This window comes from Cobetia sp. L2A1 (assembly GCF_009796845.1).
Lineage (GTDB): Bacteria > Pseudomonadota > Gammaproteobacteria > Pseudomonadales > Halomonadaceae > Cobetia.
In genome coordinates, this window is sequence record NZ_CP047025.1 from 3493683 (window position 1) to 3511763 (window position 18081).

The 18081-nt window shown below is 58.6% G+C and carries 12 protein-coding genes; 2 read left to right on the forward strand and 10 right to left on the reverse strand.

The features are described from left to right. Positions 1-176 precede the first annotated feature (176 nt). Complete coding sequence (acs, locus tag GQR90_RS14840; protein WP_158774782.1) at positions 177-2123, reverse strand: acetate--CoA ligase; 1947 nt, start codon at positions 2121-2123, stop codon at positions 177-179. 363 nt (positions 2124-2486) lie between these two features. Further along, a complete protein-coding gene (locus GQR90_RS14845) occupies positions 2487-3125 on the reverse strand; it encodes a SprT family zinc-dependent metalloprotease (protein WP_158774783.1) in 639 nt (212 codons plus the stop codon). 173 nt (positions 3126-3298) lie between these two features. Here GQR90_RS14845 and GQR90_RS14850 point away from each other — a divergent pair, with 173 nt between their 5' ends. Continuing rightward, positions 3299-4015 carry a YecA/YgfB family protein gene (locus GQR90_RS14850; RefSeq protein ID WP_158774784.1) on the forward strand — a complete coding sequence of 239 codons (717 nt, stop codon included), beginning with the start codon at positions 3299-3301 and terminating at the stop codon, positions 4013-4015. Positions 4016-4110: 95 nt separating this feature from the next. Here GQR90_RS14850 and GQR90_RS14855 read toward each other — a convergent pair whose 3' ends face one another. Beyond that, complete coding sequence (locus tag GQR90_RS14855; protein ID WP_158774785.1) at positions 4111-5232, reverse strand: phospholipase D-like domain-containing protein; 1122 nt, start codon at positions 5230-5232, stop codon at positions 4111-4113. A 229-nt stretch (positions 5233-5461) separates the two neighbouring features. Here GQR90_RS14855 and plsB point away from each other — a divergent pair, with 229 nt between their 5' ends. Continuing rightward, entirely contained in the window at positions 5462-7996 is a 2535-nt protein-coding gene (plsB, locus tag GQR90_RS14860; protein WP_158774786.1) for a glycerol-3-phosphate 1-O-acyltransferase PlsB, read from the forward strand. A gap of 124 nt (positions 7997-8120) precedes the next feature. Here plsB and GQR90_RS14865 read toward each other — a convergent pair whose 3' ends face one another. The 7 genes from GQR90_RS14865 to aceE all read right to left on the reverse strand — a co-directional run bounded on the left by GQR90_RS14865 (position 8121) and on the right by aceE (position 17884). Continuing rightward, entirely contained in the window at positions 8121-8957 is an 837-nt protein-coding gene (locus GQR90_RS14865; RefSeq protein WP_158774787.1) for a class I SAM-dependent methyltransferase, read from the reverse strand. A 159-nt stretch (positions 8958-9116) separates the two neighbouring features. Beyond that, complete coding sequence (locus tag GQR90_RS14870; protein ID WP_158774788.1) at positions 9117-9932, reverse strand: undecaprenyl-diphosphate phosphatase; 816 nt, start codon at positions 9930-9932, stop codon at positions 9117-9119. Positions 9933-10056: 124 nt separating this feature from the next. Further along, positions 10057-10752, reverse strand: a complete 696-nt coding sequence (gene tsaB / locus GQR90_RS14875; RefSeq protein ID WP_158774789.1) for a tRNA (adenosine(37)-N6)-threonylcarbamoyltransferase complex dimerization subunit type 1 TsaB — start codon at positions 10750-10752, stop codon at positions 10057-10059. 252 nt (positions 10753-11004) lie between these two features. Then, positions 11005-11661, reverse strand: coding sequence for an adenylate kinase (gene adk, locus GQR90_RS14880; RefSeq protein WP_158774790.1), 657 nt, complete (start codon positions 11659-11661; stop codon positions 11005-11007). Between the two features lie 461 nt (positions 11662-12122). Next, a complete protein-coding gene (locus GQR90_RS14885; RefSeq protein ID WP_158774791.1) occupies positions 12123-12884 on the reverse strand; it encodes a TerC family protein in 762 nt (253 codons plus the stop codon). Positions 12885-13092: 208 nt separating this feature from the next. After that, complete coding sequence (gene aceF, locus GQR90_RS14890; protein ID WP_158774792.1) at positions 13093-15114, reverse strand: pyruvate dehydrogenase complex dihydrolipoyllysine-residue acetyltransferase; 2022 nt, start codon at positions 15112-15114, stop codon at positions 13093-13095. 94 nt (positions 15115-15208) lie between these two features. Further along, on the reverse strand, positions 15209-17884 hold the full coding sequence (aceE, locus tag GQR90_RS14895; protein ID WP_158774793.1) for a pyruvate dehydrogenase (acetyl-transferring), homodimeric type: 2676 nt from the start codon (positions 17882-17884) through the stop codon (positions 15209-15211). Between the last annotated feature and the right edge of the window lie 197 nt (positions 17885-18081).

The window sequence follows — 18081 nt, forward strand, 5'->3', positions numbered from 1 at the left end:
GCATATAGAGTAGAGCGCCGCCCTGGATAGCTCAAGCTTCAGGCAGGTGACCTGCGCGCCACCCAAAGTCGGAACACGAAAAAGCGCGGAAGCCAGGCTTCCGCGCTTTTGTCATATCGTTACAGCATCACAGGTTCTAGGCGCCTGAGCCGCCTATCACCCCATCGTCATACCGCTCAACGATTGGCGCGATGCTCGATCAATTCGTCGACTACTGACGGATCTGCCAGTGTCGAGGTATCACCCAGGCCATCGGTTTCATTGGCGGCAATCTTGCGCAGGATACGCCGCATGATCTTGCCAGAACGGGTCTTCGGCAGCCCCGGTGCCCACTGGATGACATCCGGGGAGGCAATCGGTCCGATATCCTTGCGCACCCACAGGGTCAGCGCCTTCTTGAGCTCATCCGTCGGCTCGATGCCATCATTGAGCGTCACGTAGATATAGATGCCCTGCCCCTTGATGTCATGGGGATAGCCAACCACTGCTGCCTCGGCCACTGCCTCATGCGCCACCAGCGAGGACTCGATCTCGGCGGTCCCCATACGATGCCCGGAGACATTGAGCACATCATCGACGCGACCCGTGATCCAGTAGTAGCCATCTTCGTCACGCCGGCAACCATCGCCCGTGAAGTACATGCCGTCGTAGGTCGAGAAGTAGGTCTGGATATAGCGCTCGTGATTGCCCCAGATCGAGCGCGCCTGTCCCGGCCAGCTGTCGAGAATCACCAGATTCCCCTCGGCGACTCCTTCCAGAATATTGCCCTCATTATCGACCAGCGCTGGCTGCACACCGAAAAACGGCAACGTCGCAGAACCGGGTTTGAGGTCAGTAGCACCGGGTAGCGGTGCGATCATGATGCCGCCAGTTTCCGTCTGCCACCAGGTGTCGACCAGCGGGCAACGGCCTTTGCCGATGACGCGATGGAACCACTCCCATGCCTCGGGATTGATTGGCTCGCCCACCGATCCAAGCAGTCGCAAACTGTCACGGGAACTGGAATCCATCACCGCATCACCATGCGCCATCAATGCACGTACCGCCGTCGGCGCGGTGTAGAGGATGTTGACCCTGTGCTTATCGACGATTTCACCGATACGACCGTGGGTCGGATAACTAGGCACGCCCTCAAACATCAGCGTGGTAGCGCCATTGGCCAGTGGCCCATAGACGATATAGCTATGGCCCGTCACCCAACCGACATCAGCGGTACACCAGTAGATATCACCATCGTGATAATCGAATACATAGCGATGCGTCATCGCCGCATAGAGCAGATAGCCACCAGTAGTGTGCTCCAGACCCTTGGGCGTGCCGGTGGAGCCTGATGTGTAGAGGATGAACAGCGGGTCTTCCGCCCCCATCGCTTCAGCTGGACACTCGCTGGATTGGCGATCGACCAGCTCATGGAACCACACATCACGGCTGTCCCACTGCACCTCACCACCGGTCCGCCTTACCACCAGTACGTGATCAACACAGTCAGTACCGTCGCGCTCCAGCGCCTCATCGACATTTTCCTTGAGCGGCACACGCTTGCCGCCGCGCAGCGACTCATCGGCAGTAATCACGATACGTGAGCTTGAATCGCTGATACGTCCCGCCAGTGCATCCGGCGAGAAGCCACCGAACACAATCGAGTGCACGGCACCGATGCGGGTACACGCCAGCATCGCCATCGCGGCCTCAGGAATCATCGGCATATAGAGCGTCACGACGTCACCGCGATTGACGCCCAATTCCTTGAGGCCATTGGCAAACTGGCAGACACGCGCATGCAGCTCGCGATAGGTGATCGACTGGGATTCGTCAGGGTCATCGCCCTCCCAGATAATGGCGACCTGATCACCGCGCGTCGCCAGATGCCGATCAAGACAGTTGTGCGACACGTTGAGCTGTCCATCCTCGAACCAGCGCACATCGACATTGCCGGGGCCAAAATCGGTATTGCGAATGATCGAAGGTGCACGGAACCAGTCCAGCGTCTTGGCCTGCTCGGCCCAGAAGTCGTCGGGAGCCTCTACCGACTGCTTGTACATGGCCTTATAGCCTTCGCGGTCTACCCAGGCACGGGCAGCGACGTCGGATGCGACCGGATGGAGCTTGGCATGTTCGCTCATGATGGTACGACCTCTGACAAGTTGGCGGGCGACGCAGGTATCGACATTATTATTGTCTGGAGCGGATGGCATGCATGGCGAGACGCTGGCCATGGCAAAACTGCCGATGGAACATTCATACGCTCTTGAAGACGACACCTTGCGAGTCGATCAAAGTCAGATCCAGCTTAAACCCAAGCATGGGGGGGCCACACACTAGACCTTGGTAGAAAAATTTTTACTATTAATTTCAACTATTTATCAACAAATAGAACCAAGGTCACAGCGACTTTCGGAGGAGAAGAACACTCCTTTGGGAGGAGAGAAACCCGATATTGCGTGATTGCAGGTATCAACGGGGGATGCGAGAAAAGAAACATGGCCTTATGACGAGACCAATGGCCCGATCAACATTTCACCGCAGCGACGGCAGCGGTAACGGTGACCACGGCAGGCATTGGCATGCCGACGATGGCTGAAGTAATGCGGTGCATCACAGGCGCAGCCGTAGGCCCACGGCATGGGACTGGCTGCCGAGACATCCATGCGATGTGTCACGTCGGGCATCACGCCATACAGATTGGTCATCACCTGCTGCCATTCTGGCCCATGCGGCTTGACGCGATGCCTACCCGCACGCTCCACCACTTCCATCACTACCCAATGCGCCACTTCATGCGGCACCGTCTGAGACAGGAAGTGTTGGCGATTCTCACTGAGAAGCTGCCAGTTGAAGCGCAGCCGCTGACGCGCCGAGTCCGCGGTACCCGCAGTGCGTCCCTTGAGACGGCAGGAAATAGACGGCATGCGCAGTGCGGGAAATAACACTCGCGCACGCGCCAGACAGGCCAGCGCCTGAGCCTCTAGTGCGGCATGCAAGGCTGGGGCCGTCAGTGCCGCCAGCGTCGTCTCATCGGCCAATGGCAACGGCGCAGCTGGCACCTCTCCCAAACAGGCCAGTGCATGGCCTGCGGGAAAGCGGTAGCGGCTAACGACAACGCGAGGCGTGGAAGGAGAAGGCATGACACGAACACCAGAGTGCAGGAAAGATGGCTGAGCTGAACGACTCAGTCTCAGTCGCGCGTATAGATACCGAGCGTCACAAAATACTCAGACACAAAATGATACACTAACGCCATTCGCAGTTGCTTCAGGGCGCTGCCCGACTCCTATCCCTTGCACGTGAGACTCTCCCCATGGCCGAGCCTGTCCAGACCCAGCCGCTGCTGGATGATGAATCCCTCGATACTCTCGACGAATTCCTCGAATCCGACCTGGTCGGCCCGGAAGCGCTCGATATCATCAGTGCGCACGGCTTCATGCTGGCGCTAGCCATTGCGCCGCGTGAAGTGCCGTCCAGCCTGTGGTTGCCGGAGCTGTTCCAAGGCCAGCCGGCCTACGAAAGCCCGCAGCAGGAAACCGAGATCGTCGCGCTGTTCGAGAAGATGCGCAGCAATGCCATTGAGGCACTGGAGCACGGCATACTGCCAGAACTGCTATTCGAGCTGGAGCTGGGCGGAGTCGATCCGGTCGAGACACCGATCGGCGACTGGTGCGCGGGCTTCATGGAAGGCGTCTTCATGGACGAAGAGGCATGGTTTGGTACGCAGGAAGAGTCTGCTGCTGAACTGTTGTTGCCTTTCATGGCCATTTCCGGCGTCTTCGATGATGAAGATGCTGAAATCGGCGAGCTGATTGCCGACCCCATCGGTGCCCAGCGCTTCGTCAATCAACTGCCCGAGTTGCTGCTGGATCTGTACCTGCTGTATCGCGTGCCGCCGGAAAGCCCCAAGCCGTCACCACGCCGCAAGGGATCTGCTACACCAGCTACCGTTGCACCGGGGGCAGCGGGCATCCCGCGTAGCAAGCACGCTGGCAACAAAGGTGGTGGCAAGGTTGGCAAGAAGCGCTAAGCCGCTTGTGCTGATAGTCAGCTGAAAAAACACCGGGCAGCCTCTACAGGCTGCCCGGTGTTTTTTTGCCTACTCTGAAAATTCGCCAGATCCATTCAGCGCAGGCGCGTCACGAGGCTGTCGAGAGCGCCATACCCCCACTCACGACACCTCTGAAGCCAAGGACGTTTCAGCCAGGCAGCCTGTGTAATCTCTACGCTACGCGTGAAGTGGCTCTCGAAGAGTGCTGCTACCTCTGCCGCAAAACGGTGGTCCTGCACCTCCTGATTGGCCTCAAGATTCCACTGCAGGCTCCAGTGATCAAAATTGCACGACCCTATCGTGACCCAATCATCCGCCAGCGAAAACTTGGCATGCAGAAAGCTTGGCTGAAATTCATGGATACGCACCCCTGCCTTGAGCAATCGCGTATAAAATCGCTGTCCCGCCGAGCGCACGCCTGGATGATCGTGATGATTCCCGGCAATCAACAGACGCACATCGACACCCCGCCGTGCAGCACGCCGTAGCCGGCGTCGCATGCTGTAGGTCGGCACGAAGTACGGCGTGCAGATCCACAATCGCTTGCGGGCACTGCTGGACTGATGCTGCAACGAGTGTCGAATGGCCTGATAGCGGAAACCATGCCCCCAGACAACACGTCCACGCATGCCGAGATAACCATCAACACGCGTCGCGCTGATGTTCACACCACATACTGCCTGACGACTACCGGGCCCAGCACTGGCCTGCGAGTCCCACACGCGCGCAAAGAGACGCACCCAGTCCCTGATGCAGGGTCCCTGAATGCGAACCGCCACCTCTGACCACGCCTCAGCAAACACATCCACCGCACCGAAACCGCCGGTGAAGCCTACCTCCCCATCCACCACGAGTAACTTGCGATGATCACGGGTCAGATTACCGCTCAATCGCCACCAGCGAAGCGGGTTATAGATGCGCAGCTGAATACCAGCATCAATCATGGTCTGCCGGTCCGATTCATTGAGCCCTAGCGACCCGAAGCCATCCAGCAACACCAGTACATTGACGTCGCGTCTACGTGCCGTACAAAGCGCTTCAATCAATATATGGCTCAAATGCCCGCTTTCGGCCAGATAGAGTTCGAGTAAAATCGATTGCCCTGCTTCATCCACTGCCTTGAGCATACTGGGCAGGAAACGTGCGCCTTCCGGCAGCAAGGTAAAACGATTGCCTGATCGCCACATTCCCAGCATCCCTAGCCTCCTGTGACCCCAGCGCCCTGACATGACAGCCGAGATCGGCGTCATTAGACAGAATGCGTATAATGATCAATATCATGCACATGACCACGCGCACCAGTCAGATCATATGGAAGTACCAATAACCCCGATTCACCGTCTCTGATGCATTATCTCTGTTTTATTCATCGCGATACCGCGGCCCTCAGCTGATCGTCTTCGAGCACACCTGCGAGACTTCCCCATGTCGCCAGTCACCCTGCTAGTGCGTCCCTTGCGCAACCTCAGCCGCCGTCTACTGGACAAGTGGGTGGAGCTGCGCGCGGTCGAGCCCGATATCAATGCGCTCGATCACAGTGCACTGAATCTCGATCCTGATCTGCCGGTCGTCTACGTCTTCCCCTATCAGGCGCTATCTGATGAGCTGGTGGTAGAGCAGCTCTGTGAGGCACGTGGCCTACCCTCACCGACACTGTCATTGAGCATAGGTGACCTACGCCTACACCACTCACGTCTACGGCTATTGCGCCGTTCGCGTAACGACAAGAGTCTGCTGTCACGTCGCCTGGCACATCTGATTGAAGCATTGGAAACCGCATCGGACGACGTTGAGGTGCAGCTGGTGCCGGTCAGTGTGTTCTGGGGGCGCGCGCCAGGTAAGGAATTCGGTTTCTGGAAGTTCATCTCTGCCGACAGCTGGCGCGTCACCGGTGTGCTACGGCGTGCCATTGCCATCATCGTGCACGGCCGCTCGGTTGATGTTCACTTTGGTCAACCGTTGAACCTGCATGCAGTCTTGCGAGAAGGTCCAGAAGATCAGGCGCTGGCACGCCGCCGTGTCGCGCGGCTGTTGCGCGTGCATTTCAGGCGAGTGCGCACTCGCCTACTCGGACCGGATCTCTCTCACCGCCATACCATGATCCGTAATTTGCAAAAAGCACCGCCCGTACAGGACGTTATCGCTGGGCTGGCGCGTGAGCAGAATCAGCGACCGGCTCGTCTGGAAAAACGCGCACTGAAGTATGGCCGCGAGATCGCCTCGAACATGGGGTATCCGGTGCAGCGCTTTCTGGCGCATGCTCTCAAGCGCCTATGGAACAAGCTTTATGACGGTGTTGAGGTGCGTGGCATGTCACGCGTCAAGGCGATTGCCGGCGATTGCGAGCTGATCTATGTACCCTGCCATCGCAGTCACATCGACTACCTTCTGCTGTCCTACGTGCTGTTTCACGAAGGGTTGATGACGCCGCATGTCGCGGCTGGCAAGAATCTCGACATGCCGATCATCGGGCCTATTCTGCGCCGCGGTGGTGCCTTCTTCCTGCGCCGCAGCTTCCGTGGCAATCGTCTTTACGGCGCGGTATTCGATGAATATGTCCACCAGTTGATTACCCGCGGGCATCCGCTGGAATATTTCATCGAGGGGGGGCGTTCACGCACTGGCCGTATGCTGCCACCGCGGCCGGGCATGCTGGCGATGACACTGCGCTCCTTCTTGCGTGATACCCGTCGTGAAGTCGCATTCGTGCCGGTCTATATCGGTTACGAGAAGGTCTTCGAGAGCCTCAGCTATCAGCGTGAGCTGTCGGGGGCCAGCAAGAAGAAGGAATCACCACTGGACCTGTTCCGCGTATTGGGCCAACTCAAACAGCCCTTCGGCAAGGTCTACCTGAATATCGGTGAGCCGCTGAAGCTGGGGGCCTGGCTGGATGAGAGCACGCCTGACTGGCAGGCGAGCCGTCACCAGCGCCGGCCGGAATGGCTGACCACCGCGGTACCGCAGCTGGGTCACGAGATCGCGACGCGCATCAATGCTGCCGCCGCCCTCAATCCTGTCTCGCTGACAGCGCTGGTGCTGCTCTCCACTGCGCACCATGCCATCGAGGCGAGCCTGATGCAGCGTCAGCTCGCCATGTTGGTACGCCTGGCGAGCAAGCTGCCGGGCCGTCAGGATCATACCCTGCCCGACGGAGACCCTCTGGATTGGCTGGCCCACTGTCAGCATCTTGGTTTGATCACGCTGCGCCCACAAAGCCTCGGCGAGCTGGTGATTGCCACGCCGGAGCAGGCCAGCCTGTTGACCTGGTATCGCAACAATGTTCTGCATCTGTTGGCGCTGCCGGCATTGATCGCCTTCGCTTTCCGCAACAACTCACAGTTCACGCTCGAGACCCTCTCTGATCAGATCAGCCCCGCCTGGCCAGTGCTGGTGCGTGAATTATTTGTGCCGGAATCCGCTGATCTGACGGCGGATATCGCCACGACACTGGCCCTGCTGAGCGAAGAAGGCCTGCTGGAACATCAACCGGCGACTCCAGAGACGCCCGAACGCTGGTCACGCCCCAACGCCAGCAAGGAACCTTCTGAGCAGCTACGCCTACTCGCTCAACCAGTGCAACCTACGCTTGAGCGCGGCTATTTGCTGCTCGCCGTATTGTTACAGCATGGCAGCGGCGCACTGGACCGCGAGGCGCTGGAGAATCACTCTGGTGCGCTGGCAGAGCGCCTGACGCTATTGTCAGGGCTGAATGCTCCCGAGTTCTTCGATAAGCGCCTGTTCAGCGGTCTTCTCGATACGCTGCTGGAACTGGACTTCATCTGGCTGGTAGACGGCCAACTGTGCTTCAGCGAAGCGCTTGAGGGGCTGCAGTTACGAGGGCGTGACCTGTTCGATCCTGCGCTGCGCCATCGCCTTCAGCATGTGCGTCTGCGTGATAAGGAGACCGAGGGTGAATCTGAGAGTGAGACTGAGAGCGAGGATAGTCCTGCCAACGAGTAATGATCGCCTCATCACACCAGCCCGATAAAAAGACCCCGCGCGCGACTCTCATCGCAAGCGGGGTCTTTGGGTTTCTTATGTCTGACGCCAAGCCTTGGAGGCGCCAGAACAATGCCGGTTTGACCTAGCGCAGTGCCTGTTTCACATAGACGTCGTAGCGACTGGTCTTCTCTTCCACCATGTGACTTGGCGCGATGCCGCCAATCGGTTCCGCCTTGCGTGGCCGCTTGACCACTACACGATGCGTGGCGACATCAAGCGCGGCCGCAAGCAGTGCCGGTGCATCAGCGTCATCCCCTGCCAATGTACGAAAGACACGCATCTCCTTCTTCACTAGCGCCGACTTGTCACGGTGTGGATACATCGGGTCCAGATGCACCACCTGCGGTGGGTGATCCCACTGCGCGACCAGTTCACCCAGATCACGACAGGCATCACCGTGCAGCGCCTGCATGCGTAGCGCTATTTCACGCACCTCCTCATCCCAGCAACCCTTCGCTCGCGTCAACCCATCGATCAGGATCGCCGCAGTGGCAGCAACGCGCTCCACCATCAGTACCGGTGCACCAAGGCTTGCCAGCACGAAGGCGTCGCGCCCAAGACCTGCTGTCGCATCGACAACGCTGGGTAGCGCACCACGATTCAGGCCACAGGCACGGGCAATCAGCTGATTGCGTCCACCACCGAAGCGGCGACGATGATCGACACGCCCTGTCACGAAATCCACACACAGCGGCTTGCCATATTCACGCTCATCACCGGCAATCACTAATCGCGGCAATCCCTGCTCGTCCAGCTGTACATCCAGCAACAATGACGGCAAGGCATCGTCATCATGAATGGCGATACCGAAGTGGGCGGCCAATGTCGCAAGCTCCGGACGCGCGTCAACACGAGAACGGGCAATGGCAATCACGGGAGCAGCGTCAGAGGGATTAACGGGGGCATCGGGTGGAAGCATGAACGAGCTCTATGATGGACTGAAGAAAGAGAAGCAGGCGCTCAAGCGCCTGGTTATCTCTACGGGCGATTCCAATGGGCTATCAGACTGGCAGAAACGCTGACGGCGCCGCAATAGCGACGCCGTCAGTGAGCAAGCTTACGTCATCAAGCAGATGGCTTACAGCAACAACATGCCAAACAGCAGCGCCCCCAGCAACAAGCGGTAGATCACGAACGGCAACATGCCGATGCTGTCGATCGCCTTGAGGAACAGCTTGATGCAGACCAGTGCCGACAGGAAAGACAGCAGCACGCCCAACGCCACGTCAAACAGCTGCGCTTCGGTACCCGTCTCGATCAGCTCCAGACTCTTGAGCCCGCCAGCAGCAAGAATCAGCGGAATCGACAGCAGGAAGGAGAAACGCGCGGCGCTTTGGCGCTCGAAACCCAGAATCAGCGCCGCAGTGATGGTGATGCCGGAGCGAGACGTGCCGGGAATCAGCGCCAGTGCCTGAAACAGGCCGATGATCAGCGCGCCTTTCAAGGTCAGCGCTGCCAGATCACGCGTCCGGGTGCCTTTGGCATCCGCCCACCACAGCAGCAGACCGAAGACGATGGTAGTGGTCCCGATCACGGCAATCGAGCGTCCTGCCGTTTCCACCACATCACCGAATATTCCACCGAAGATGACGGCGGGCAGGGTCGCCAACAATACCGCCCAGCCCAGTCGACTGTCTTCCGTCTGACGGGTGGCCAACGTGCCAGGACCACTGAACTGGCTGAACCAGCCACCGAGAATATTGATCACATCCTTGCGGAAGGCCAGCACTACCGCAAGCAGCGTACCGATGTGAACCGCAACGTCAAAGGCCAATCCCTGGTCCGGCCAGCCGAACACCTGTGACGGCAAGATGAGGTGAGCAGAAGACGAGATCGGCAAAAACTCGGTCAGTCCCTGAATGATGGCCAATGCCACCACGTGCATGAGTTCCATGAAACATCCTTTTTCAACACCGGGTCTCGATGACCCACATGGACGACAGAAGTGACGTCACGACAAAACGGGCAGTCTGATGGCAAAACCTTAGGTCATGCTTATCAAGGTAATAGCGGGATTATCAGCGCCAGGCGACTTCATTGCGCAGATAGACCGGCTGCGCCTCGACAGCAGCGACGGCTTCTCCGCGGGCAAACGCCTGAGCAGCCAGTATCACCATATCCTCGGCGTCTGGCTGAGGCTCTGGCAGACGCTGCGCCAGGCTGGCACGCAGCACGTCAGGCAGTGCATCGTGCATGACCAGGCCAGAGCCAATCGCCAACCAGTCATGCTCACGCAGCTCTGCGGGTAGCTCCAGCAGGCCTGGCGCGCAGACCTGCTCCGGTAACACCTGCTTAATCTCGATATCGCCATCACTGCTCGTCATGACGCGATAGGCGCCCGTGTAGAGCTCACCCATGCGGGCATCCAGCATCGGCAGTACGAAGCGTGCGTGATGGTGGCGGTGAGCTTGCAGCGCCAGCGCTTTCAGCGTCGAGACGCCGATGACCGGGCACTCGAGCCCGAATGCCAGGCCCTGGATGGTGCCGGCCGCAATACGCAGACCAGTAAAGGAGCCAGGTCCGTGGCCGTAGGCCAGTGCATCGAGATCGCTCAAGGCGATATCAGCACTCGCAAGGAGTGCCTCGATCATTGGCATCATCAGCTGGGTATGCTGGCGTGGTGCCTCGCAACGCTCGGCGATAACGACGCCGTCTTGCCACAAGGCAACGGAGCAGGCGGAGGAGGATGCATCAATAGCCAGAAGCGTGGTCATGGCAGGGTCATCATCAGAAAATGTGACGCGATTCTACCTGTCCGCCGTAAGCAGCAAAAGACGCAGGCTGTCCACGGCAGGTGTCGGCAGCAGGCGTCAGTCGTACCGTACCCCCCGTAACCACGCTAGAGCGTGGTATACCGCAACTCACGATTTCTTTTCACGCCTCCCAAGAAAACGCCCGCAGACAATGTCTGCGGGCGTTTTCGAGTCACGTCAGTCGCACAATCGTGCAACGACTGGCAGCGGTGCTCAGTGCTCCAACGCACTGACCAGCTGACCGCGAATGTCATCGACGGAGCCGATGCCTTCGATGCGGTGATAAGCCGGCGCTTGCGCAGCACCAGTGGCAGCCCAGCTGGAATAGTACTCGACCAGCGGCTCGGTCTGCTCATGGTAGACCGACAGGCGGTTACGCACGGTAGCCTCACGGTCATCTTCACGCTGGATCAGCGCTTCGCCTGTAACGTCGTCCTTACCCTTTTCACGTGGCAGGTTATATTCGATGTGATAGACGCGACCGGAGTCCGGGTGCACACGACGACCAGACAGGCGCTTGACGATTTCTTCATCGGCAACTGCAATCTCGACCACATGATCAAGTTTCACACCGGCTTCCTTCATGGCATCCGCCTGCGGAATCGTGCGCGGGAAGCCATCAAACAGGAAGCCATTCTCGCAGTCGGACTGGCTGATGCGTTCCTTGACCAAAGCAATGATGATTTCGTCGGACACGAGCCCGCCGGTATTCATGATCTCCTTGACCTTGAGTCCCAGCTCGCTGCCGGCCTTGACTGCTGCGCGCAACATATCCCCGGTGGAAATCTGCGGGATGTTGAAACGCTCGCAGATGAACTGGGCTTGGGTGCCCTTGCCGGCGCCGGGGGCGCCCAACAGGATCAAACGCATCGGTACTGCTCCTTGAGTGTGCAAATAAAAAATAGAGAACGAGTGTCAAAAGAGTTATCCGACGCTTGCGCGTCCCGCCCTCGGCGGCAGATGGCCATCCGAGGCGCTCTGGTCATCGACGCTATCGATAGCTTTGACATGATCGAGGTCGTCAATGGCCAGAATGAAAACAGAAATCGGACCGACTGGTGACGAGCATTCATTACCTGCTCGCACTGACGATCTCATTATGTCATTGGCATGCAACGTATAACCCGACGATACCGCTCACACGGCGATGGCACAAGCACACCAAAGGCGCGTATGCCGCCCGACACAGCCGGTGTCGTCGGTCCATTAGGAGGTGCTATCAACGCTTGTGATCAATGCATACGGTCAGTGTCATGCTGCAAAGAAATGCGCCCCCTGCGACGCTAGGTCGCAGGGGGCGTGAGCCACTCAGGTAATTTATGCGTAAACGCTTATTCTGACGTATCTGCTGCCTGGCTACTACGACGCAGGCGCACTGTCTTGGCGCGCTTGCCGCGCAGACGAATATTGAGCATCTCCACCGCCAGCGAGAAAGCCATCGCCACGTAGATATAGCCCTTGGGTACGTGAACACCGAAGCCTTCCACCATCAACATCATGCCGACCATGATCAGGAAGGACAGTGCCAGCATCTTGATGGTCGGATGGCGATCGACGAAATCACCGATCGGCTTGGCGGCCACCATCATGATGCCAACGGAAATGACGATCGCGATGATCATCACCGTCAGGTGATCGACCATACCGACAGCCGTGATCACCGAATCCAGCGAGAAGACGATATCGATCAACGCGATCTGGATCATGATCGCCATGAAGCTGGCACCGCCCTTCTTCGCGCCCTCGTCCGCAGGGTCTTCCCCCTCCAGATTGGCATGAATCTCATGCGTACTCTTGCCGAGCAGGAAGAGGCCACCGAAGACCAGAATCAGATCACGCCCGGAGAAGCTGAAGTCTGCCACACTGAACAACGGCGTGGTCAGAGACATCAGCCACGACAACGACAGCAACAATACGATACGCATGCCCATCGCCAGCCCAAGTCCAATCATGCGGCCACGTTGGCGTTGGGACTCTGGCAGGCGAGCCACCAGAATCGACAGGAAGATGATGTTGTCGATGCCCAGCACGATTTCAAGCGCGGTCAGAGTCGCTAACGCCACCCACGCCGAAGGGTCCATCAGCCATTCCATTGCCTTGCTCCTTGACCTGTTCGACAGGATTCAGTCCAGAGAGAATATTCACACATCAAGCATGGCATGTTGCGGGTACCAGCAACAGATATCTCGTCATTGCCTCGCCAACGCAATCGAGGGGCAACCGGCATAAAAAAACGGCCTCCCGAAGGAGGCCGTTCTGTCAGTGAGCCATGCATCACTCACTGGATGACTGCATCAATCGTTACAGCAACATACGACGCACGTCAGTCAGCACCTGAGCCAGGTAAGCAGTGAAACGTGCCGCATCTGCCCCGTTCACTGCACGGTGATCGTAGGACAGGGACAGCGGCATCATCAGGCGCGGCTGGAAGGTCGCGCCATCCCACACCGGCTTCATCTGCGCCTTGGAGACACCAAGAATGGCGACTTCCGGCGTGTTGACGATCGGTGTGAAGGCAGTGCCGCCAATGGAGCCAAGGCTTGAGATGGTGAAGCAACCACCGGTCATCTCTTCGCGCTTGAGCTTCTTGGTCTGCGCCTTCTTGGCCAGCTCCACGGACTCCTTGGCCAGGTCCAGCAGGCTCTTCTGATCCGCATTGCGGATCACCGGTACCATCAGACCGTCCGGCGTATCCACTGCGATACCGATGTGCACGTACTTCTTGTGCACCAGGGTCTCGCCATCAGATTTGAGGCTGACGTTGAATTGCGGATACTTGGCCAGCGCATGCGCAGCCGCCTTGATCATGAACGGCAGCGGCGTGAGCTTGGCACCTGCTGCTTCTGCCTCGGCCTTCATGGACTTGCGGAAGGCCTCAAGCTCGGTGATGTCCGCTTCGTCGAACTGCGTCACGTGCGGGACATTGAGCCAGCTGCGATGCAGGTTGGTGGCACCGGCCTTCATCAGGCGGCCCATCTTCGACTCTTCGATCTCGCCGAACTGACTGAAGTCCTGATCCGGCACCTGCGGGATACCGGCACCGCCGGTGGCCTGCGCGGCAGAGGCTGCCGGTGTGGACTTGGCCTTCTTCATCATCTGCTTGACGTAGGCCTGGACATCTTCCTTCACCACACGACCCTTCGGACCGCTTGGCGTGACATCAGCCAGATCAACACCAAACTCGCGAGCCAACAGGCGCACTGCCGGGCCAGCATGTGACTTGGCACCCTTGCTCGGCTTCTGTGCGGCCATCTGCGCTTCCGGACTCGGCGTTTCAGCCGGCGTCGGTGCAGGCTTCTTCGCTTCGGCAGCCTTGGGGGCGGCCGGAGCTTCTGCCTTGGCAGCCTTCGGAGCCGGAGCTGCGCCCGCCACTTCGATATAACCGATCAAGTCGCCTTCGGAGACCGTGTCGCCTTCCTTGACGGAAAGCTCGACGATCTTGCCCGCGTACGGGCTCGGCACATCCATGGTCGCCTTGTCGGATTCCAGCGTGATCAGCGCATCTTCCTCGCCAACCTCATCACCGACTGCCACGCCCATTTCAATGATCGGCACGCCGTCGCTGCCGGAGATGTCAGGCACGCGCAATTCCTTGCGCTGCGGCTCGCCGGACGTCTGCTCTTCTTCGGCTGGCGCTTCAGTTGCCTGCTCTTCAGACGCTTGTTCTGCCGGGGCTGACTCGGTAGAGGCCGCATCGTTGGAGGAGGCATTGTCACCGCCTTCACCGGCAATCTCCATCTGACCGATGACGTCACCGGAGGAGACGCTATCGCCTTCCTTGACAGTCAGCTTGACGATCTTGCCCTTGTGCGGGCTAGGGACATCCATGCTGGCCTTGTCGGATTCCAGGGTGATAAGCGCATCTTCAGCGTCGACTTCGTCGCCTTCAGACACCCCCATCTCGATGATCGGCACCGGCTCGGATTCGCCCAGATCCGGCACGACGATGTCGACGGTCTGGGTGCCACCAGAGGCAGCCTTGGGCTGAGGAGCAGCCTCTTTCGGAGCCTCCTGCTTGGGAGCCTCTTCCTTCGGCGCGTCTTCAGCCGGCTTGGAAGCTTCTTCGGCCGGCGCATCGCCAGACCCTTCAGCTTCCAGCTCCAGAATGTCATCGCCTTCGGAGACGGTATCGCCTTCCTTGACGAGAATCTTCACCACCTTGCCGCCCTTCGGTGCCGGCACATCCATGCTGGCCTTATCGGACTCAAGCGTGATCATGGTGTCTTCGGCGGAGATGACATCTCCCACCGCCACCGTTACCTCGATGATCTCGACATCGGAACTACCGCCAATGTCGGGAACCTTGATGATTTCGCTGCTCAAGATCGTGCTCCTTCCAAAACGTGCACGGGGAGCGGCACCATCATCACTCTCTCCTTGAGAGTGTAGTGCCGCTCGCCTGTTCCGCGATCTCCGCTCAGACGTTCAGCGGATTCGGCTTATTGGGGTCGATGCCATAGGTCTTGATCGCTTCCGAAACGACCTTACGGTCGATCTCACCGCGATCCGCCAGCGCCTTCAGCGCCTGAACGGTGACGAAGTTACGGTCGACTTCAAAGAAGTGACGCAGCTTCTCGCGAGTATCGGAACGGCCGAAACCATCAGTACCGAGCACGTGATAGTCAGTCGGCACCCAGGCGCGTACCTGGTCGGCGAACAGCTTCATGTAATCTGTCGCTGCAATCGCCGGCCCATCACGCCCTTCCAGGCACTTCGTGATGTGCGGCTTGGCCGGGGTCTCTTCCGGCTTCAGGAAGGACTGACGGTCAAACTCGAGCGCTTCACGACGCAGTTCGTTGAAGCTGGTGACACTCCAGATGTCAGCATCGACACCGTAGTCGTCCTTCAGCATCACCGCAGCCGCTTCGACTTCACGCAAGATGGTGCCGGAGCCCATCAGCTGGACACGTGCCTTGCCGTCTGTCGCGCCTTCCTTGAGCAGATACATACCCTTGATGATGTCATCTGCGGGCACCGTTTCAAGCACGGGTTGCTCGTAGTTTTCGTTCATCACTGCCAGGTAATAGAAGATCGGCTCATGCTGCTCGAACATGCGTTTCATGCCGTCCTGCACGATGACCGCCACTTCGTGAGCGTAGGTCGGATCGTAGGTGCGGCAATTCGGGATGGTCGAGGCCAGGATATGGCTGTGGCCATCCTGGTGCTGCAGACCTTCACCGTTCAGCGTCGTTCGACCGGCAGTACCACCCACCAGGAAGCCACGCGCCTGCAGATCGCCTGCGGCCCACGCCAGATCACCGATGCGCTGGAAGCCGAACATCGAGTAATAGACGTAGAACGGCATCAGCGGCAGGTTGTGGTTGGCATACGATGTTGCCGCCGCGATCCATGCTGACATGGCGCCCGCTTCGGTGATGCCTTCCTCGAGAACCTGACCTTTCTGGTCCTCGCGGTAATACATGATCTGACCCTTGTCGACCGGCTCGTACTTCTGACCCGCTGCCGTGTAGATCCCCAGCTGACGGAACATGCCTTCCATACCGAAGGTACGTGCTTCATCAGGGATGATCGGGACGACACGCTCGCCGAGGGTCTTGTGCTTGACCAGGCCATTGAGCACACGCACGAAGGCCATGGTAGTGGACACTTCACGACCGTTGGAACCCTTCAGCTGGGACGCGAAGATCTTGTCGTCCAGCGGCGGAATTTCCAGCGTTTCGTACTCGGTGCGGCGCTGCGGCAGATAGCCGTTAAGGCGCTCACGCATCAAGTGCATGTACTTCATTTCCGGGCTGTCATCGGCCGGCTTGTAGTACGGCACTTCTTCCAGCTGTTCGTCGGTCAACGGGATACCGAAGCGATCACGGAATGTCTTCATCGCCTCGTATTCCATGGTCTTGACCTGGTGGGCTTCATTGGCAGCTTCGCCATCGCCCATGCCCATGCCGTAACCCTTGACGGTGTGCGCCAGGATGACGGTCGGACGACCATTGGAGTTGTTGACCGCTTCGTGGTACGCCGCGTAGACCTTGTACGGATCGTGACCACCACGGTTCAGACGCCAGATATCGTCGTCTGACATGTCCTTGACCAGATCGGCCGTCTCCGGATATTTTCCGAAGAAGTGCTCACGCGTGTACGCGCCGCCATTGGCCTTGTAGTTCTGGTAGTCGCCGTCGACCGCTTCGTCCATACGCTTCTGCAGGATGCCTTTCTTGTCCTGCTCGAACAGCGGATCCCAGAAACGCCCCCAGGTGACCTTGAGCACGTTCCAGTCTGCACCACGGAAGACGCCTTCCAGCTCATCCATGATGCGGCCGTTGCCACGTACCGGGCCGTCAAGACGCTGCAGGTTGCAGTTGATGACGAAGATCAGATTATCGAGATTCTCACGGCCTGCCAGTGAGATGGCACCCAGGGATTCCGGCTCATCACACTCGCCGTCACCCATGAAGCACCACACCTTGCGATCGTACATGGACTTCAACTCACGGGAGTTGAGGTACTTCATGACGTGCGCCTGGTAGATCGCCTGAATCGGCCCCAGCCCCATGGAGACAGTCGGGAACTGCCAGTAATCCGGCATCAGCCACGGGTGCGGATAGGAAGACAGGCCATTGCCGTCAACTTCCTGACGGAAGCTATCCATCTGTGCTTCAGACAGACGGCCTTCCAGGAAAGAACGAGCATAGATACCCGGCGCCACATGGCCCTGGATATATAGCAGGTCACCTTCAAAGTCCCCTTCCGGTGCACGGAAGAAGTGGTTGAAACCTACGTCATAAAGCGTCGCACTGGACATGAAACTCGAGATGTGACCGCCCAGGCCCTTATGGGCACGGTTATTGCGAATCACCTGAGCGATGGCGTTGTAACGGATAAGCGAACGGATACGACGCTCCATGAACAGGTCGCCTGGCATGCGCGCTTCGCGATGCACAGGGATACTGTTGCGATGGGGCGTGGTCACCGAGAAGGGTACCTGATGGCCATCACGACGCAGACGGTCGGCTAGGCGTGACATCAGGTACTGGGCACGATTTTCGCCCTCACGATCCAGAACCGATTCCAGGGAGTCCAACCATTCCGTGGTTTCGATCGGATCGAGATCTTCTCTTGCCTCCAGACTCATAGACGTCTCTCCGAGTGAAGAAATTTTTTGTCAGATGCTCCGACGAAATGCTACGTCGGAACCAGTGGCGCTCTTCAGTGTGGGCGTAGCCTTCTGGATGGACTACATCTCCGATAAAGCGTCTGAGGCGGCATTGACCGACCGTCAGGTGCGACATGCGTTGTGCGCCAAAGCGGGGCACAAGATGCCGTCATTTG